Annotated in this window: 12 protein-coding genes and 1 riboswitch; of the genes, 5 read left to right on the top strand and 7 right to left on the bottom strand. The window is 66.5% G+C overall.

Annotated elements, in window-relative coordinates; translation table 11 throughout:
• Positions 1-7: 7 nt before the first annotated feature.
• Complete coding sequence (locus ACF8ML_RS19710; RefSeq protein WP_392407724.1) at positions 8-2,440, bottom strand: acetamidase/formamidase family protein; 2,433 nt, start codon at positions 2,438-2,440, stop codon at positions 8-10.
• A gap of 160 nt (positions 2,441-2,600) precedes the next feature.
• On the opposite strand from ACF8ML_RS19710, the gene ACF8ML_RS19705 reads away from it, so the two are divergent.
• Positions 2,601-4,076: an acetamidase/formamidase family protein gene (locus ACF8ML_RS19705; RefSeq protein WP_034367320.1), complete on the top strand. Its 1,476-nt coding sequence runs from the start codon at positions 2,601-2,603 to the stop codon at positions 4,074-4,076.
• A 48-nt stretch (positions 4,077-4,124) separates the two neighbouring features.
• Here ACF8ML_RS19705 and ACF8ML_RS19700 read toward each other — a convergent pair whose 3' ends face one another.
• Both ACF8ML_RS19700 and ACF8ML_RS19695 read right to left on the bottom strand, forming a co-directional pair.
• Complete coding sequence (locus ACF8ML_RS19700; protein ID WP_209671881.1) at positions 4,125-4,934, bottom strand: alpha/beta fold hydrolase; 810 nt, start codon at positions 4,932-4,934, stop codon at positions 4,125-4,127.
• A gap of 22 nt (positions 4,935-4,956) precedes the next feature.
• Complete coding sequence (locus ACF8ML_RS19695; protein ID WP_017406117.1) at positions 4,957-6,255, bottom strand: O-acetylhomoserine aminocarboxypropyltransferase; 1,299 nt, start codon at positions 6,253-6,255, stop codon at positions 4,957-4,959.
• Between the two features lie 106 nt (positions 6,256-6,361).
• Between ACF8ML_RS19695 and ACF8ML_RS19690 the strand changes: the two genes are divergently transcribed.
• Positions 6,362-6,814, top strand: a complete 453-nt coding sequence (locus ACF8ML_RS19690) for a CBS domain-containing protein (protein WP_012206758.1) — start codon at positions 6,362-6,364, stop codon at positions 6,812-6,814.
• Positions 6,815-6,914: 100 nt separating this feature from the next.
• On the opposite strand, the gene ACF8ML_RS19685 is transcribed toward ACF8ML_RS19690, so the two are convergent.
• Positions 6,915-7,286, bottom strand: a complete 372-nt coding sequence (locus tag ACF8ML_RS19685; protein WP_231574343.1) for a helix-turn-helix domain-containing protein — start codon at positions 7,284-7,286, stop codon at positions 6,915-6,917.
• Between the two features lie 325 nt (positions 7,287-7,611).
• Here ACF8ML_RS19685 and aroC point away from each other — a divergent pair, with 325 nt between their 5' ends.
• Positions 7,612-8,709, top strand: a complete 1,098-nt coding sequence (aroC, locus tag ACF8ML_RS19680; protein ID WP_392407723.1) for a chorismate synthase — start codon at positions 7,612-7,614, stop codon at positions 8,707-8,709.
• A 66-nt stretch (positions 8,710-8,775) separates the two neighbouring features.
• Here aroC and nrdR read toward each other — a convergent pair whose 3' ends face one another.
• From nrdR to ACF8ML_RS19665, 3 genes are all read right to left on the bottom strand, one after another.
• Positions 8,776-9,231, bottom strand: coding sequence for a transcriptional regulator NrdR (nrdR, locus tag ACF8ML_RS19675; RefSeq protein ID WP_012206755.1), 456 nt, complete (start codon positions 9,229-9,231; stop codon positions 8,776-8,778).
• Positions 9,232-9,253: 22 nt separating this feature from the next.
• Positions 9,254-10,501: a serine hydroxymethyltransferase gene (gene glyA, locus ACF8ML_RS19670; RefSeq protein WP_016447497.1), complete on the bottom strand. Its 1,248-nt coding sequence runs from the start codon at positions 10,499-10,501 to the stop codon at positions 9,254-9,256.
• Positions 10,502-10,535: 34 nt separating this feature from the next.
• A riboswitch (ZMP/ZTP riboswitch) is annotated at positions 10,536-10,711 on the bottom strand.
• A gap of 136 nt (positions 10,712-10,847) precedes the next feature.
• Positions 10,848-11,768, bottom strand: a complete 921-nt coding sequence (locus ACF8ML_RS19665; protein ID WP_016447496.1) for a lytic transglycosylase domain-containing protein — start codon at positions 11,766-11,768, stop codon at positions 10,848-10,850.
• Between the two features lie 767 nt (positions 11,769-12,535).
• Between ACF8ML_RS19665 and ACF8ML_RS19660 the strand changes: the two genes are divergently transcribed.
• Positions 12,536-16,348, top strand: coding sequence for a DUF748 domain-containing protein (locus tag ACF8ML_RS19660; RefSeq protein ID WP_392407722.1), 3,813 nt, complete (start codon positions 12,536-12,538; stop codon positions 16,346-16,348).
• Between the two features lie 154 nt (positions 16,349-16,502).
• A complete protein-coding gene (locus ACF8ML_RS19655) occupies positions 16,503-19,127 on the top strand; it encodes a DUF349 domain-containing protein (protein ID WP_043792014.1) in 2,625 nt (874 codons plus the stop codon).
• Positions 19,128-19,274 lie beyond the last annotated feature (147 nt).

Genomic DNA, 19,274 nt, shown 5'->3' with positions numbered 1-19,274 from the left:
GTGGGCTTCAGTGGCCCGCCTGGGCGGACGCCGAGAGCTCCGGCGGAAACAGCTTCTTCTTGATCACGGCGTGCACGCCCCAGTTGCCGTCCACCACCTGCGTCACGGCGAAGTCCACGGCCACGGAGATCAGTGATACGGCCTCGTCCTCGTCCAGCCCGTGGGCCAGCATCAGATAGCGCCTTGCCTTGTGGAAAGCGTCACGCATGGCGCCTTCCAGCGATGACTTGCGATAGACCTGGGACTGCGCCTGGCTGCCCAGTTCGGCCAGGTGGTCGGTGAAGCTGAAGCCCTGTATCACCCATTCGGAGCCGGTCTCCAGGAAAGGGTGGTCCAGCTCTGCAAGGAAGCGGTTGTCCAGCGCGGCGCGCTTGTGCACCCGCAGCTCGAAGCTGCCGGTCAGCGAGCATTCGATGGCCGTGCCGCACAGTTCCGAGTCGCCTTGGGATGCATGCGGGTCTCCCACCGAAAACAGTGCGCCTGGCACCGATACGGGCAGGAAGAGGGTGGCTCCCTTGCCCGCGCGCCAATTGTCCAGGTTGCCGCCGAAGTAGCTCGGCGGTATGGAGTCGATCAGGCCGGCCTCTCGCGGTGCCACGGCCAGCATGCCGAAATGCGGACGCAGCGGCACGCGTGCCTTGTCCAGCACACCAAAGCGCCGGGTGATGCTGGCGGGGTCCACGGGCACGCCCGGGTAGTCGATGGTCGGATGGACCACGCCGAAGGGGTCGGTCTGCGGCGTCCAGCGGTAGTTGTAGACGGCGCGGGCCGTGGGCTCCTCGGGCAGTGCGTGGTCGATTTCGTAGATGGTGACCACTTCGCGCTGGCGGGGCTCCGTGATCTGGTCGCGGTAGTGAAAGCCCCACCAGGCGGCGGCGTTGCTGCCGAAGACACGGCCGTGGTGGGCGGGGCTGCAGCTGGGGCGTGGCTGCACGTCGAGGATGCGTATCTCCAGCAGGTCGCCAGGTTCGGCCTCATGCACATAGACGGGGCCGGTGCAGATGTGCACGCCGAAGCCCTCGCCTGCGCCGCGGCCGTAGATCGAGGCATCCATCGGGCCCGCGCCGCGCCGGTCCACGGCCTTCTGGGCTGCGGTCCAGTGGAACACGCTTTCGGCGCCCGGATCGCCTTCGATCATGCGTTCCCAGTCGTCCGAGGCATGCTGGGTCAGCGTCTCCATGGTCACCACGTCACCCGAGCGCACCGAAAGCACGGGCTTGAGTGAACGGCTCAGGTAGCCCCAGTGCACGGTCTTGTCGGAGACCGGAAGGTAGTAGTGCTGGGGCGACGCACCACCATTGTCTGCGTGCGCCGAGCGCTTGGGCACAAGGGCCAGCGCCTGGGCGTAGCGTGCATGGTCGCGCAGCAGGGCCTGGAACGGGCTGTGTGCCAGGCGCGCTGCGGCCGGTTCTGCACCCTGCGCAACGCTCTCGGCGGGCGAGGGGCGTCCGCGCTGGCCGGGCGGCGCATCCTGCACGCGCGCCGGACTGGCGCGATAGGCCTTGGGGGACAGGCCATAGCGGGCCGTGAAGGCACGGCTGAAGTTGGCGGCATCGCCAAAGCCCCAGCGAAAGCACAGCTCGGCAATGGAGCAATGCTGCAGCGAGCGGTTGCTCAGGTCCATGCGGCAGCGCTCCAGCCGGCGTTCGCGCAGGTAGGTGCTGAAGCTGGTGGCCGCTCCCTTGAACAGCTTTTGCAGATAGCGCGTGGACAGCCCCTCGGCTTCGGCGATGGCATCGATGGACAGCTCGGCATCGCCCAGCCGGGTTTCGATGGCGCGGCAGATGCGGCGCAGATGGCCAAGCTGCACGGCGCTGGGCGGCTCGGTCGCCTCGGCCTGCTCCTGGTCGGGATTGCCGGCGCGCGGTGTCAGGCAGGTGACCAGCATGTCGGTGAGCGTGGCCTCCACCGACAGCAGATCGTCCTGTGCCAGTGTGTCGATCTGCTCTGCCAGTGAGGCCGCCATTGCCATGCACATGGCCCCCACACCGCCTGTCCCGCCGATGTGCTTGGCCTCGGGCGGGCACGAGCGCAGAAGGCGGAGCAGAAAGCTCGAGGACTCCAGCCGCGCAAGCAGCAGGCGGCCGTCGCCGGGCAACTGCAGCTGCCAGTCCCGGTCTGACTCCAGCAGCAGCGCGGAGCCGGCCTTGAGCGGGAACGCGGCGTCCTCGACCACCGCATCGGCGCTGCCTTGCAGCAAGGCGCACAGCAGCAGGCCCGGGCCGCGCGGCCGCTTGGCCACGGCCCGCAGCGTCAGTGGCGAGGTGGCCAGCGTAATGAATACCGATCCCAGTGGCGAGCTGCGCAGCGCCAGGTGGGTGGCCGGTGGCGTGGGCGCTTCGCCATGGATGTCTGCCCTGGACAGCGCCTCATTGAGCGCAGCCTGCCGCAAGGCATCGGGAAATGCGTGGGTGGAAAAGCGTCTTGGATCGTCGTGCATCAGGGGCGAACTATGAACTGCCGCGTACTGCCTGTCCAAGCCCGGCGCACCGGATGGCAGCCGCGACAAGTTTTTGTGCGCGCAGGAACAACCGGCCTGGACATGCTCGCCTGGACACTGGCGCTGCCGGCACCGATCCACAACAGCAGGAGTATTTTCGATGACCATCCCCCACCAAGAACATATCTGCGGCCCGGGCTGCCAGCACGGTGCTTCGCCAGCCGATGAGACGCTGATCCGCGAGGAATTCCAGGTTGCACGCCGTTCCTTCCTGCGCGACGCCATGGTGGTCGGTGGCGGCGCGGTCTCGGCCGGCGCCATCAGCGGTGCGATGGCACCGTCCCGGGCCTTTGCCCAGGGCGCGCCCGGCGCCCGGGCCGGCCAGGGCATGGCCAGCCACTACTACATTCCCGCCTCTGCCAGTACCGTGCTCTGGGGCTACTTCAGCAGATCGGCCAAGCCGGTGGTCGAAGTCGAATCGGGCGACTACGTGACCATGGAGACGCTGACCCACCACGCCAATGACGATGCCGAACGCATGGTCCGGGGCGACCCGGGCGCCGAGAGCGTGTTCCACTGGGACAGCCAGCGCAAGAACGTCGATCGCCGGGGTGCCGGTCCCATGGATGCCAAGAACGGCGCAGGTGGGGGCCAGGGCGTGCACATCTGCACGGGGCCGGTACGCATCAAGGGCGCCCAGCCCGGCGATGTGCTGGAAGTACGCATCATTGATGTGGTGCCGCGCCCCTCGGGCAACCCGCAGTTCAAGGGCCGGACCTTCGGCAGCAATGCGGCGGCGAACTGGGGCTTTCACTATGGCGACACGCTCACCGAGCCCCGAAAGCGCGAGGTGGTCACCATCTACGAGGTGGATGCGACCGGCGAGCGCAACTGGGCCCGCGCCGTCTACAACTACCGCTGGACGCCGCAGACCGACCCCTTCGGCGTGGTCCACCCGACCATCGACTATCCGGGCGTGCCCGTGGACCACCGCACGATCAGCAAGAACGAAAACGTGCTGCGCAATATCCGCGTTCCCGTGCGCCCGCATTTCGGCACCATCGGCGTGGCGCCGGCCGAGGTGGAGATGGCCAGCTCCATTCCGCCCAACCACACGGGCGGCAACATCGACAACTGGCGCATCGGCAAGGGGGCGACCATGTATTTCCCCGTGGCCGTGCCAGGGGCCAACTTCACCGTGGGCGATCCGCATGCCTCGCAGGGGGACTCCGAGCTGTGCGGCACGGCCATCGAGTGCTCGCTGACCGGCACCTTCCAGTTGATCCTGCACAAGAAGGCGGACCTGCCTGGAACGCCGCTGGCCGAACTGGCCTATCCGCTGCTCGAAACCCAGGACGAATGGCTGCTGCACGGCTTCAGCTACGCCAACTACCTGGCGGAGCTGGGGCCGGATGCGCAAAACCAGATCTTCAAGAAGTCTTCCGTGGACCTGGCTCTGCGCGACGCCTATCACAAGATGCGCCACTTCCTCATGACCACCCAGGGGCTGGGAGAGGACGAGGCCATCTCGCTGATGTCGATCGCCGTGGACTTCGGCATCACCCAGGTGGTGGATGGCAACTGGGGCGTGCACGCGCTCGTGAAAAAGAGCATCTTCCCCGCGCGCGGGGCGTGAGTGCGTGAGTGAGTGCGTGCCTGCCCTGCGGGCAGGACCCGGCCGGTCTCAGCGCGCCAGGAAATCCCGGATGGCGAACAGCGTCTGGTCGGGCGCCTCGGTCATCTGGTTGTGGCCGCTGGGCAGGTGCACGATGCTGACCTGGCGCTGCGCGCCCCGGGCCGCCTCGATCAGGCCCTTGGCGGCCTTGGGCGGCGTCATCTGGTCCTGCTCGCCCAGGGCGAACAGGACCGGGCATTGCAGCGCCGCCATGGCCGCCTCGCCGCCCGCGTAGCTGTCGCAGGCCTTGAAGCCGGCGTGCAGCAGGTTGGTGCGGTCATTGCTGGCCAGCACGCGCCGGCCCAGCGCCATGCCGGCGCCGAACACCCAGCTGCCTGCGCCGCTGGGTGGCGCCAGCGTGCCGCGCGAGAACACATTCACCATGTGGATGGCCTGCTCGGGCGTGCTGAGCGCGGAGTCCAGCAAAGCAGGCGAGACCTTCATCGGGTAGGCCGTGCCCACCAGCACCAGGTGGCTGACGCGCGCGCCCAGCTGCGCGGCCGCTTCCATGGCGATCAGGCTGCCCCAGCTGTGGCCTACCAGCGCGGCCTTCTCGATGCCTGCCGCATCCATGAGCTGGCCGATGAAATCCGCCGCCGCCTCCACGCTGGCCGGCGCATCGCCTGCGCTGCGGCAGTGGCCCGGCAGGTCTATGGCCAGCACGTTCCAGCCGTGGTTGGCCAGGTAACGGCTTTGCAGTGCCCAGACGCTGTGGTCGCACAGCACGCCGTGGATGAGGATGGCCGTAGGCTGTGCGGGATTGAAGGCCTTGCCGCCGGTATAGGCGTAGATGGCGTGGCCGTGAACATCGATCTTCATTGTTGGTGTCTCCCTTGCCGATTCACGCGGCCTTCTCGGCCGCCTTGAGGGCGCGCTTGAGGTCGTCGATCAGGTCGTCTGCGTCTTCCAGCCCGATGGACAGGCGGATCGTGCCCTGGCCGATGCCGGCCTGGGCCAGCGCCTCGTCGCTCATGCGGAAGTGCGTGGTGCTGGCAGGGTGGATGACCAGGCTGCGGCAGTCGCCCACGTTGGCCAGGTGGCTGAAGACCTTGAGCGTCTCGATGAACTTGCGGCCCTGGTTGCGGTTGCCCTTGATGTCGAAGCTGAACACCGAGCCTGCGCCGCGCGGCAGCAGCTTCTTGGCGAGCTGGTGCGAGGGATGGGTATCGAGCAGCGGGTGGCCCACGCGGCCCACCAGCGGATGGCTGGCCAGGAATTGCACCACCTTCTCGGTGTTGCGGATATGGCGCTCCATGCGCAGCGGCAGCGTCTCTATGCCCTGCAGGATCAGCCAGGCCGTGTGCGGGCTCATGCAGGCGCCGAAGTCGCGCAGGCCTTCGCGGCGTGCGCGCAGAAGGAAGGCGCCAGTGCTGCTTTCCTCGCTGAACACCATGTTGTGGAAGCCGTCGTAGGGCTCGGTCAGCTCCGGGAAGCGCCCCGACTTTTCCCAGTCGAAGCTGCCGCCATCCACCACGATGCCCCCGACCACGGTGCCGTGGCCCGACAGGAACTTGGTGGCCGAGTGGTAGACGATGTCCGCGCCATGCTCCAACGGCTTCATCAGCCAGGGCGAGGTCAGCGTGGAGTCCACCAGCAGCGGCACGCCGGCCTCATGCGCGATGGCGCTGATGGTGGGAATGTCGAGCACGTCCAGGCCCGGGTTGCCCACGGTCTCGCCGAAGAACAGCTTGGTATTGGGCCGCACGGCGGCGCGCCAGCCGTCGATGTCGCCGGGCTTGACGAAGGTGGTCTCTATGCCGAAGCGCGCCAGCGTGTAGTGCAGCAGGTTCTGCGAGCCGCCGTACAGCGCCGTGCTGGCCACGATGTGGCTGCCCGCGCCCATGAGCGTGGCCACCGACAGGTGCAGCGCCGCCTGGCCGCTGGCCACGGCGATGGCGCCCACGCCCCCTTCCAGGGCCGAGACGCGCTGCTCCAGTACGGCGTTCGTGGGATTGGAGATGCGGCTGTAGACGTGGCCGGGGCGCTCCAGATTGAACAAAGAGGCCGCATGGTCGCTGGACTCGAAGACGAACGAGGTCGTGAGGTGGATGGGCGTCGCGCGCGCACCGGTGGCGGGGTCGGGCTGTGCGCCCGCGTGCAGCGCCAGAGTGTCAAAGCCGGGATCCGAGTAGCCGGGCATTCCTGTCTCCATGGTTGTCAAGGCAAGCGGGCATTGTGGGCTATATTTCCCGGCAGACATGGGCTTGCCGCAACCACGGCGACACAGACAATCTTGGAGATACGGCATGAAAGTAAGTGACATCCTGCGCGTCAAGGGCAACACCCTCTACACGGTGTCGCCGGACGAAAGCCTGGCCAGCGCGGTGCAGGTGATGTCCGAGCGCGATATAGGCTCCCTCGTGGTCATGGAGCACGGCGACGTGGTCGGCATGCTGACCTTCCGCGAAGTGATCCAGGGCTTTGTCAAGCACGGCGGCGTGGGCGAGACGCTGGTGCGCTCGGCCATGGACGACGCTCCCATGACCTGCACCATGGAAACCGACATGGACGAGGTGCGCCGCATGATGCTGGACCGCCATGCGCGCTACATGCCGGTCATGGACAAGCGCATGCTGATGGGCGTGATCAGCCTGTACGACGTGGCCAAGGCCGTGGTGGACAGCCAGAACTTCGAGAACCGCATGCTCAAGGCCTATATCCGCGACTGGCCCGAAGGCGAGCGCCAGGGCGCGGACTGATCATCCGGTCGCGGCAAGACTGTCCCTGCCCATGCAGCAAGGCCTGTGACCGCAGAACGCGGCGCAGGCCTTGGCTTTTTACGGCCGGGCGCAAGCCCGTTCAATGCACGCTGCTGCGCCGGGGCTTGAGCAAGGCGCTGGGCGGCACGGCATAGGCCTGCCTGAAGACGCGGCTGAAGTGCGAGAAGCTGGTGAAGCCGCAGGCCATCGCCACATCGGTCACGCGCCGCGCATTGTCGGCCTGCAGCAGCAGGTGGGCCTGGGCCAGGCGCTCGTTCCAGAGCCAGCGGCTGGGAGTCAGTCCCTCGGTGGCGAACAGACGCGCCAGGCTGCGCAGCGACATGCCCAGGCCCTGGGCCACCTGCAGCGGCTTGAGCTCGGGGTCATCCAGCCGGGCCCGCATGTACTGCTTGGCCTGGGCAAGCCGGTTGCGGGTTCTGAAATCATCGGGCCTGGCTGAGACCAGCAGCATGGTCATCAGGGTGGGGTGAAGATTCTGGTCACCGGCATCCTGTTGAAGGATGGGTGAGGGCGGTGGAGTGCTGCTCGCAGGATCGCTGCGATCCTGGCGTTGCGTTGAGCCGGAAGAGGTCTGCATTTCACGAATCTCCCGCAAGTTGCGGCTGGTGCCTGAGGGATGGTCCGCAGGCGGTTGAAGAACAATGTTCTGCAATTCTAGCTATCAATATTTGTAATTTGATAGTTTTATTGTTTCTTTGCAGGAGATGGCAGCCTGCGCAATGCACCGCTGCAGCGGGAGCGGCGCCTGGGGGCGACCCGGGCATAATCATCGGCCTATGAGCGGCAACACCTTCGGAACCCTATTCACTGTCACCAACTTCGGCGAATCGCATGGCCCGGCCATCGGCTGCGTCATCGACGGTTGCCCGCCTGGCATGGCACTGAGCGAGGCGGACATCCAGCACGACCTGGACCGCCGCCGCCCCGGCACCAGCAAGTTCGTGACGCAGCGCAACGAGCCGGACGCGGTGGAAATCCTCTCGGGTGTCTACGAAGGCCGCACCACGGGCACGCCGATCGCTTTGCTGATCCGCAATACCGACCAGCGCAGCAAGGACTACTCCAACATTGCGCAAAGCTTTCGTCCCGGCCATGCCGACTACGCCTACTTCCAGAAGTACGGCATCCGTGATCCGCGCGGCGGCGGCCGCTCCTCCGCACGGCTGACGGCGCCCACGGTGGCGGCCGGCGCCGTGGCCAAGAAGTGGCTCAAGGAAAAATTCGGCACCGAGTTTCGCGCCTGCATGACCCAGGTGGGCGAGCTGTCGCTGCCCTTCGAGAGCTGGGAGCATGTGCGCAACAATCCCTTCTTTGCGCCGGTGGCCGATGTGTCCCGCTACGAGGAATACATGGATGCGCTGCGCAAGTCGGGCGACTCCTGCGGCGCCGCGCTGCGCGTGCAGGCCAGTGGCATGCCGGTGGGCCTGGGCCAGCCGCTGTATGACCGCCTCGATGCCGACGTCGCCTACGCCATGATGGGCCTGAACGCCGTCAAGGCCGTGGAGATCGGTGCGGGCTTCAACAGCGTGGTCCAGCGCGGCACCACGCACGGCGACTCGCTGAGCCCCGAAGGCTTTCGCAGCAACAACGCCGGTGGCATCGTGGGCGGCATCAGCACGGGCCAGGATCTGGAGGTGCGCATCGCCATCAAGCCCACCAGCTCCATCATCACGCCGCGCGAGTCCATCGACACCCAGGGCCAGAGCACCGAAGTCATCACCAAGGGTCGCCATGACCCCTGCGTGGGCATCCGCGCCGCGCCCATCGCCGAAGCGTTGCTGGCCCTGGTGGTGATGGACCACGCCCTGCGCCACCGCGCCCAGTGCGGCGACGTCGATTCAGGCCTGGCGCCGATTCCTGCCGCGGCGCCCTGAAAGCGCTGCCAGGACGCCAAAAAGAAAGCCGCCCAAGGGCGGCTTTCTTGTGTCCTTCCGGCCTGATCAGCCGGGATTGCGGACTTCATCCATGACGTTCTTGAAGTCGTCCACGTCCTCGAAGCTGCGGTAGACGCTGGCGTAGCGGATGTAGCCGACCTTGTCGAGCAGCTTGAGCTCGCGCATCACCATCTCGCCCAGGCGGCTGGAGAGCACTTCGCGCTCGCCCAGGTTGCGCAGCCGTTCCTCGATGCGCTCGATGGCGGCATCGATCTGCTCCGTGCTCACGGGACGCTTGCGCAGCGCAATCTTGAACGAACCCAGCAGCTTGGCGCGCTCGTACTCGATGCGCCGCCCGTCCTTTTTGACGATGGCGGGGAAGCTGACCTCGGGCCGCTCATAGGTGGTGAAGCGCTTGTCGCAGCCGCCGCATTGGCGGCGGCGGCGGATGAAGCCCCCATCCTCGGCCTCACGGGTCTCCACGACCTGGGTGTCCGGGTGGCTGCAGAACGGGCACTTCATGGCAGGCCTCTATGCGCTCAAATCAGGCGCCGTAGACCGGGAAGCGGGCCGTCAGCTCGGCCACCTGGGCGCGCACGCGGGCCAGGTTGGCTTCGTCGCTGGGGTTCTCCAGCACGTCGGCCAGCAGGTTGGCCGTCAGGCGGGCTTCCTCTTCCTTGAAGCCGCGCGTGGTCATGGCGGGCGTGCCCACGCGGATGCCGCTGGTGACCATCGGCTTTTCGGGGTCGTTGGGGATGGAGTTCTTGTTGATCGTCATGTGGGCGGCACCCAGTGCGGCTTCTGCCGCCTTGCCGGTGATGCCCTTGGCGCGCAGGTCCACCAGCATGACGTGGCTTTCCGTGCGGCCGGAGACGATGCGCAGGCCGCGGGCCGTCAGCGTTTCGGCGACGACCTTGGCATTCTTCACGACCTGCTCCTGGTAGGCCTTGAACTCGGGAGACAGTGCTTCCTTGAAGGCCACGGCCTTGCCGGCGATGACGTGCATCAGCGGGCCGCCTTGCAGGCCGGGGAAGATGGCGCTGTTGATGGCCTTCTCATGCTCGGCCTTCATCAGGATCACGCCGCCGCGCGGGCCGCGCAGGCTCTTGTGCGTGGTGGTGGTGACCACGTCGGCGTGGGGCACGGGGTTGGGGTACACGCCCGCGGCGATCAGGCCGGCGTAGTGGGCCATGTCCACCCAGAAGATGGCGCCGACTTCCTTTGCGATCTTGGCGAAGCGCTCGAAGTCGATGGCCAGGGCGTAGGCCGATGCGCCGGCCACGATGATGCGGGGCTTGTGCTCGCGCGCCAGCGCTTCCATCTTGTCGTAGTCGATGGCTTCTTCGGCGTTCAGGCCGTAGGAGACCACGTTGAACCACTTGCCCGACATGTTCAGCGGCATGCCGTGCGTCAGGTGGCCGCCTTCGGCCAGGCTCATGCCCATGATGGTGTCGCCGGGCTTGGCAAAGGCCATCAGCACGGCCTGGTTGGCCTGGGAGCCGGAGTTGGGCTGAACGTTGGCGGCTTCGGCGCCGAACAGCTTCTTGACGCGGTCGATGGCGAGCTGCTCGACCACATCGACGTTTTCGCAGCCGCCGTAGTAGCGCTTGCCTGGATAGCCTTCTGCGTACTTGTTGGTGAGCTGGGAGCCCTGGGCTTCCATCACGGCGGGCGAGCAGTAGTTCTCGCTGGCGATCAGCTCGATATGTTCTTGTTGACGCAGGTTCTCGGCCTGGATGGCGGCAAAGACTTCGGCGTCGACCTTCTCGACGGTATTGGTGCGTTGAAACATGGCAGTCCTGTGAACTTGAAATTCCCTTGAGGCCAAGGGCTGCCCAGGCGAACGGCGGAACACTCCAGATCCCGCGTGCGCATGGAGGCTGGGCGGTACGCTCCCCGGTGGTTCACAGAAGGTGGTTCTTTTCAGGCCTTCTGCTGGTTTCCACGTCAGCGGCAGCGGTGCGTGAAGCGGCTGCGCCTATCGCCAGTTGCGTACCCCGCTAGTGTAGCTGAGCTGATGGAGCCGAAGACAGGCGAGGGGCGTTGGCGAAGCCGCCTGCCTGGCAGATCAGCGGGTGCAGGCAGGCATGAAAAAAGCTGGCCTTAGCCAGCTTCATGCGCCATGTCGGTGGTTCCGGTTACAGCGCCGGCTCCTGTGTCTGCAGGGCCACCTGTTCGGTGCGCGCGGACATGCTGCTCGAGCTGACCGGCACTGCCGGGGTGCCAGCGGACGCAGCCGAGGCCGCAGGTCCGGCTGCCTCGGCCGTGGATGTGGCCGGCTTGGTGGCTGCGATCTGGACGGCCTGCTTGGGCTGCTCGATCTTGGCGGTCATCAGCGGCACGGCACGCAGGCCGGCGGCCATGCGCAGGCGCTGGTGCTCGGCCAGCACCTTGGCGGCATAGCCGCCGTCGGTGGGCAGGTTGGCCGCGCCCACGTAGTAGCGCAGGCCACCTTCGATGGAGCCGGCGCGCTCAATGCACTCCTTGAGCACGCGCACGCCCACGCGCAGATTGCTGACGGGGTCGAACGCGGCGTTCTGGCCGCCGAAGTTCTCGTACTTGTCGGTATGCACCGTGGTCATCACCTGCATCAGGCCCTGCGCGCCGACAGCACTTTGCGCGAACGGATTGAAGCTGGACTCGATGGCCATGATGGCCAGGATCAGCGTCGGGTCCAGGCGGTTGACCTTGCCCAGGTCGTAGGCCTCGCTGACCAGTGCCGCGATGGGCTCGGGCGCCACGCGGTACTTCTTGCTGAGCCAGAAGGCCACGGCCGCCTGATCCTTGGGCAGGTTCTTCGGGTTGGTCGCCGTCGCGCGGTCGCTGGCCGCGAGTTCGACGGGCGCACCCAGCTCGGCCATCTGGCGAGCGGTCAGCCAGGAGCGCAGCTGGCTCTCTCCGGCATCGCGCAGGTCGGGACGGGCGAACAAGGTAATGGCCAGGAAGGCCACAGCCAAGCCCAGAAGGGCGAAGCTGTTGTGGATGATGGCAAGAAAACCGTTGGCCACATCGATGGCGAACGTTCGCGCGGCGGCGAAAAATTTTCCTGACGCTGGCATAGCTTTTTCCTTTCTAGGGGCACCAACCCGAAACGGCCTTCGCCGAAGCGAAGGCCGGTGAGGCTGACACCCTGGATTGGGTGCTGCGGATCCGGGAGGCTGGCGCTTGGTGCACCATTGCGTTGTAGGCCTGCGGGATCTGCTCAGTCGTGAGGCAGCAGAAACAAAAAACGCTCTATTCGAGCGCTGGCGGATTCTAGGAGTTCACCAAATACACGGTCAACACTATGAAGTGCGTTTGTTAGATCAATGAATAATAACAAACCATGGATGCAAACACAGTTTCTGAGTGTTTGAGAGCAGGTTGCGTGCTACCGATGTGGGGCGCTTGCGGCGGTTGTACAGGGCTTCATGAAATTGCAATGAAATGCAAAAGCACTGGCAGGCCTGGCCTGCGTCCTTCTATATTGGAGGCGACTGCTCCTGCAGTCGTCTCGCCAAGGTGGAAGACGGGTAAAAGTGGTGTTCGATGGTTCGGGCACAGTCGTTCAAGTCTTCTTCCGCGGCCTTCCTGGAAGCAATCTCTTGCTTCCGAGCAGCAAGGACCATCCTCTCCTTGACTGCGGAAAACGGCCAGGACTTGTGCCTGCCGTAAAGCCCGGAAGCCGGTTCAAGGCTTCCGGGCTTTATCGTTCCAGGGTGACTGCAACGTCAAGAAATGTGCGGTGATGCGGGTTGAGGTCTTGCTGCCAGCCCAATTTCTGATGCAATGCAGCCACCGCTGCGTCCTCTGTCCAGGATGGCGCCGTACTAGTTATTAGAGCCCCATGCAATTTCTCTTCAAGCACCGCTGGCTGCGCAGGCTGGCCATCGCCTTTGCAGCGTTTCTTTTGCTGTGGCTGCTGCTGTGGGCGCTGGTGCCCGTTGTCGCCAAAAGCCAGCTGGAAAAGCAGGTATCGGCCAAGCTGGGTCGCCAGGTCCATGTGGGGGCAGTGGAGTTCCGGCCCTGGTCGCTGGAGCTGACCCTGCGTGATCTGCGCATTGCCAAAAGCCAGACGGCGGGCGCAGGGCAGGAAGAACCCGCGCCGTCGTCGCCACAGCTGCAGGTCGACCGCATCTATGTGAATGCCAGTATCCAGTCCCTCTTCAGGCTGGCGCCTGTCCTGGATGCCATCGAGGTCGATGCGCCGGTGCTGCGCCTCACGCAGCAGAGCCTGGGGCACTTCGATGTGGATGATGTGCTGGCCCGGCTGGCCGAGCCCAGCGATACGCCGCCGGCCAAGCCCTTGGGCTTTGCGCTGTACAACATTGCGCTGCGCGACGGCCGCGTGCAATTGCAGGACGATGTCCAGCAGCGTGAGCACATGCTGGATCAGCTGCAGCTGAAGCTGCCGTTCATCAGCAATCTGGAGTCCAAGCGCGAGATCAAGGTGCTGCCGCACCTGTCCTTCGCGCTCAATGGCAGCCGCTTTGAATCCAGTGCCCAGAGCACGCCTTTCACCGACCAGCGCCAGACGGCCGTCGATCTGAGCTGGCAGGGCGTGGACCTGACGCCTTACCTGGGCTATGTGCCCGCCAATGCTCCCGTCAAGCCGCGCTCCGGCGTGCTGGATACCAATCTGCACATCTCCTTTGAGCAGGCCGAGCAGGCCGTGGTGCGGATCACCGGCGAGGTCAGCCTGTCCGGTGCCGAGTTGCTTGACCGCGATGAGGCGCCCCTGCTGCGTTTCGAGCGCCTGGCGGCCGTGCTCAAGAACGTGCAGCCCCTGCAGTCGGTGGTGGAGCTGGAGTCCGTGCAGTGGAGCGCTCCAGAGATTTTCGCGGCCCGTGATGCGCAAGGCCGCATCAACTGGATGGCGATGGGCAGTCGCTCTGCCTCCGATTCCAGGCCGGCAGTGGAAAAGCCTGCCTCCGATGCGCCCCAGCCCTGGAGGGTGAGCCTGGACAGGCTGGCCATTTCCGATGCCACGGTGCATTGGCGCGATGCGTCGCCCGGCGCAGGCCAGTCGGGTGCGGCGCTGCAGGCGCGCCAGCTGTCATTGGAAGTGCGCGATGTCCGCTGGCCGCTGGAGCAGCCTTTGCAATTTGATGCCGGCATGCAGGTGCAGTCTGCAGCGGCAGGAGAGGGCGCAAAACCTGCCGAACTGAGGCTGAGCGGCGCCATGACCGACAGGCAGGGGCAACTGGCCGTCTCCGCGCGGCAATTGCCTCTGCAACTGGCGGCGCCGTATCTCTCTGCCCATCTCAAGCCGGAGCTGACCGGTCTGCTGAGCACCGACGCCGGCCTGGGCTGGAGCGGCTCCGCCATGGTGGTGCAGGTGGCCGAGCTGGGCGTGGAGCAGTTGAGTCTCAAGGACAAGGCCGCGCCGGTCGACATCGCGCGCCTGCAGCTGGAGCAGGTGCAGGTCAATCTGGCCAGCCAGCAGGTTTCCGTGGGGCGCCTGGCGCTGCAAAAGCCGCAGCTGGGCGTGTCGCGCGACGCCCAGGGCCGGTGGATGTATGAGCAATGGCTGCCACCCGCAACCTCGGCACCTGCGACGCCGGACCCCGCCAAGGACAAGCCCAGGCCCTGGGGTCTGAGGCTGCAGGCCGTGGAAGTGGACGGTGGCGCCGTTGCGCTGCGTGACGAAGCGCCCGTGCGCAACGCCGATTCGGCGCGCACCGTGTCCCTGGATCTGAGTTCACTGCGCCTGCGCTTGGGCGCCATCGAGCCGCTGGCGGCCAAGTCCGCTCCCACGCCGCTGGAGCTGTCCGCCCAGGTCGGCTCGGGCCGGCGTGTCCAGGCAGGATCGCTGAGCCTGCGCGGCGATCTGGGACTGGCGCCACTGTCGCTTCAGGGCAGGCTGCAGGCGCGCAGCCTGCCGCTGCACGCGCTGGAGCCCTACTTTGCCGACATGCTCAATGTGGAGCTGGTGCGCGCCGATGGCAATTTCCTGGGTCAGCTGCGCTTTGCCAGCCAGCCTGCCGGCCCCGAGCTGATGGTGCAGGGCGATGTCGAACTGGTGGATCTGCGCATGCGCTCCGCGCTGGCCTCGCCCGTGCAAGCCGGGGGTGAGGCTGCGGGGCAGGGCGTACCCAGCACGGCCGCAGGCGCCGTGGCAGCCGTGCTCAGCGAATCCACGGCCGACCGGGCCAAGGCTCGATCGGCTGCCTTGGGCCTGGGCCTGCGCGATGAACTCGTCGCCTGGAAAACCTTGGCCGTGCGTGGCCTGGACCTGCAGATGCAGCCCGCCCAGCCGCTGCGCCTGAGCGTGCGCGAGACGGCGCTCAGCGACTTCTTTGCACGCGTGATCGTGCAGCGCAATGGCCGCATCAATCTGCAGGACATCGTCAAGTCGGCCCAGTCTCAGCAGTCCCTGGAGCAAAACACCGCGCCGGCTGCGGATGGCGCGGCGGCTCCTGCCGAGCCCGTCCCGCCGAAGGCCGCTTCCGGGCCTGCACCGGTCATCAAGATAGGCCCCATCGTGCTGACGGGCGGCAAGGTGCAGTTCTCCGACTACTTCATCCAGCCCAACTACTCGGCTGACCTCAGCGAGCTGGCCGGCCGCCTGAGCGCCTTCTCGTCCGAACAGCCGGCCGGGGAGCAGGGGCCGCAACTGGCGGATGTGGAGCTGCGCGGCCGCGCCCAGGGCACGGCTTCGCTGGAGATCACCGGCCAGGTCAATCCGCTGGCCAAGCCGCTGGCCCTGGACATACGCGCCCAGATGCGCGATCTGGAGCTGCCGCCGCTGTCGCCGTACTCCATCAAGTACGCGGGCCATGGCATCGAGCGCGGCAAGCTCAGCATGGATGTCAGCTACAAGATCGAGCCCGATGGTCAGCTCACGGCGCGCAACAAGCTGGTGCTGCACCAGCTCACCTTCGGCGAAGCCGTCGAAGGTGCGCCGGCCTCGCTGCCCGTGCGCCTGGCCGTGGCATTGCTGGCCGACCGCAACGGCGTCATCGACCTGGACCTGCCGGTCAGCGGCTCGCTCAACGACCCGCAATTCAGGTTGGCGCCAGTCATCTTCAAGATCATCGGCAACCTGATCATGAAGGCCGTCACCTCGCCGTTCTCGCTGCTGTCGGGCGCATTTGGCGGCAGCAGCGAGTCGGGCGTGGTGGCCTTTGCGCCGGGCCGATCCCAGATCGATGCCAAGGCCCGCGAAAGCCTGGACAAGGTGGTCGCCTCCCTCAAGGAGCGCCCGGCCCTCAGGCTCACCGTGATCGGCGAGGCGCGCGAGGCCCAGGACAAGGAGGCCTGGAAGCAGGCCGAACTCGACCGCCTGTTGCTGGCCCAGAAACGCCGCCAGGTGCTGCGCGAGGGCAAATCGGCAGAATCGGTGACCGAGTTGCCTGCTGCCGAAGTGCCGGCTTTGACCAAGGCGCTTTACAGCCGTGCCGACTTTGCCAAGCCGCGCAATGTCATCGGCATGGCCAAGGACTTGCCCACCGACCAGATGCGCAGCCTGCTGCTGGAGCAGATCACCGTGCCCGACGATGCCATGCGCGAGCTGGCGCTGGCGCGCGGCGTGGCCGTTCGCGACTATCTGGCGCAGCAGCAGTTGCCGCTCGAGCGCCTGTTTCTCGGGGCCCCGAAACTGGATTCCGACGACCAGGAATGGAGCCCGCGCGCCCAGCTCAGCCTGTCCGCACAGTAGCCCGGTTTTGGCTCCGCTTCAAATAACGGCGAGAATATGGTTTTCCCGGCCCGGCTAGCATGCCCGCATGCAGCCCGGCCGGCCGCGTCTGGCGGCCCGCAGCAGCCAGGCATTCAACGATTGATTCATGTCTTCTCTTTCCCCCCGCAGCACCATGTCCGATGCACCTGAAGTGAGCCCTGCTTCTGCCAAGAATCCTGAACAACACCCCTTGGATGTGCTCACGGGCGGTGCCTTCTCCGCCGAAACCTCGGGTGATCGCGCCTCGCGCATCCGCGACTGGCTGGCAACCCAGCCTTCGGTCGAGCAATTGCAGGACGTCCTCAAGGAGCTGAGCGCGCGCGACAAGAGCGCGGCCCGCGCCGTGCGTGAGCGTCTGGATGAAATCCGCCGCACCAAAGACCAGGAAAAGATCGCAGTGGAATGGGCTGAAAAGGCCCAGGCACTGCTGGTCGCATCGCCCTTCAATGCCGCCGACGCCATCGCCTGGCAGCGCGACGCCGCCAAGGCAGGCGCCCCGCTGTCGCGTGAGCCGCTGTCGCAGTACAAGGCCCAACTGGCCGAGCGCGTCAAGGCCATCGAGGAACTGCAGCATCGCGTGCAGGTCCAGCGCGAAGTGGCTGTCTTGCTGGCCCAGCGCATCGAAGTCCTGTCCACCAAGCCATGGCGCGACGCCCAGGCTGTCCTCGACAACCTGCGCGCCGACGTGGCCCGCTGGCAGGAGCAGGCCGGCGAGCTCACCGGCGATGCCAACTGGGCCAGCGTGGATGGACGCTTCCCGCCCCAGCTGGAAGCCGCCAGCGCACAGCTGATCCTTGTCTGGGATGCCTTCCAGTCTGCCCTTGCGCTGACCGAGGCCGCCGCAGCGGACGAAGCAGCCCCGCTGCCCACCGTGCCCGTGTGGGCCGATGAACTGCGTGTGGCGCGTGGCCTGCCTCCCGAGGCAGCGGCCGCCGAGCCGTCCAAGCCAGCGCCTGCCGGCCGCAGCGCAGCGCAGCCCAAGGCCAAGACGTCGCCTGAGCAGGTGGCTGCCGCCAGCGCTGCCCTGACCCAGGCGCTGGAACAGCTCCAGGCCGAGACGGCTGCTGGCGAAAGCAAGGCTGGCTCCGCTGCCGTGCAAGCCGTGCGTGCCGCCATCAAGGCCCATGGTCGTCTGGTGGACGACGCACTGGTCACCAAGGTGCACGAGGCCCTCTTGGCAGCAGGCGAAGCCGAAGGCTGGCCGCGCCAGAACGCAGACAAGCTGCGTGAGGAGCTGGTTGCCAAGGCGGAAGCTCTGCTGAACCGTCCCGAAGGCCAGGCGCTGGGCGGTCGCAAGATCCAGGAATCCCTGCGCAGCCTGCGTGAGCAGTGGAAGCTGGCCGACCAGGGCAGCGCGGCCAACCACGCTCTCTGGAAGAAGTTTGACGAAGCCTGCAACGCGGCCCACAAGGTGGTCGAGTCCTGGCACGACAAGCTGCGCACGGAAACCACCCAGTCCAAGGCACAGCGCCTGGCGCTGATCGAAGAGATCAAGGCCTGGGCAGCGCAGCAGGCCGCCAGCGAAGATCTCAAGGGTGCGGCCCGCGCATTGCGCCAGTTCGCTGAACGCTGGCGCGAGAGCGGTCATATCGGTGAAAAACTGTTTGCCGAGCTGCAGCCCCAGTTCAAGCAGGCCATGGCCCTGGCCGAGGCTCCGCTGCACGCTGCGCAAAAGGCCAGCCTGCAGCGCCGCCACGCCATGATCGACGAGGCCACGGCGCTGGGCGCCGCACCCAGCCTGCGCATCGATGCCGTCAAGGCGCTGCAGCAGCGCTGGCAGGCCGAGGCGCAGGCCGTGCCGCTGGATCGCAAGCACGAGCAAAAGCTGTGGGACGCCTTCCGCAAGCCCCTGGACGAGGCTTTCAACCGCAAGGGCAGCGAGCGTGGTTCCCGGGCCGCAGCCGTGCAGCTCAGCGACCATGACCGCCGCGTACTGGAGGCTTCGCAGGCCGTGGAAGCTGCCAACACATCGGGTGACGTGCAGCAAATCCGCGCTGCGGTGGAGGCTCTGGAGCAGGCGCTGCGCGGCCGTGCCGATGCCTCCGTCAACGCTGCCCAGCCGGAACAGGCGCCAGTGGCTGCGGCCGGCTCGGAAGAATCGCAAGCGAAGCCGGCGCCGGTGCGCCCCGTGGTTGCCGTGCGCGGGGATGATCGTCCCGGCATGAAGAAGGAAGAGGGTGGTGCGCGCGCTGCCCGTCCTGGCGACCGCCGCGACGGTGGCCGTGGCCGCGATGGAAGGGACGGACGCGACAACCGTGACAATGGCCGCTTTGGCCGCGAACCGCGTGAAGAGCGCGGTCCGCGCCTGGCCGATCCGGCCTTCCGTGCCCAGCGTGAAGCCATGGAGCATGCGCAGGACGCTCTGCGCAAGCTCGCGGCCCAGGCCCATGGCGAAGCGCTGACCCAGCTGATGGCGGCCTGGGAATCGCGTGACGCTACGCAGATTCCGGCGGCCCAGCAGCTCGGCGGTCGCGTGTCTGCGCAAGTGCGCAATGCCTGGTCGCAGGCACTGGCCCAGGCGCCCAAGGGTGATGCGGGTGAAGCCCTGCTGCGCCTTGAAATGGCTGCCGACGTGCCCACGCCTGCAGAGCATCTGAGCGCCCGCCGTGCCCTGCAGCTGCAACTGCTGACGCGCCGCAACGATCCGGCCCCGCAGGAAACCTGGGGCAGCGATGCCGCGCGGGTGCTGGCATCGGCACGCGATGACGCCACCGCACGCCGCCTGCAGAACGTGCTCAAGCAACTGCTGCGCAAGTGACGGGGTGGGGTTGAGACCCTCATCGTCAAGAAAGGGAGCCGTCGGCTCCCTTTTTTTGACCCTGCCGATACCTGATGGTGCTTGGGATGGAGGCATCCGTGTACGCACCCAAGCAAAAAGGCCGTTGCATGTGCAACGGCCTTTTCA

This window comes from Delftia sp. WSY_10 (assembly GCF_043104705.1).
Lineage (GTDB): Bacteria > Pseudomonadota > Gammaproteobacteria > Burkholderiales > Burkholderiaceae_C > Comamonas > Comamonas tsuruhatensis.
The sequence above is the reverse complement of the archived record's forward strand: the minus strand, read 5'-3'. Positions and strand labels throughout refer to the sequence as shown.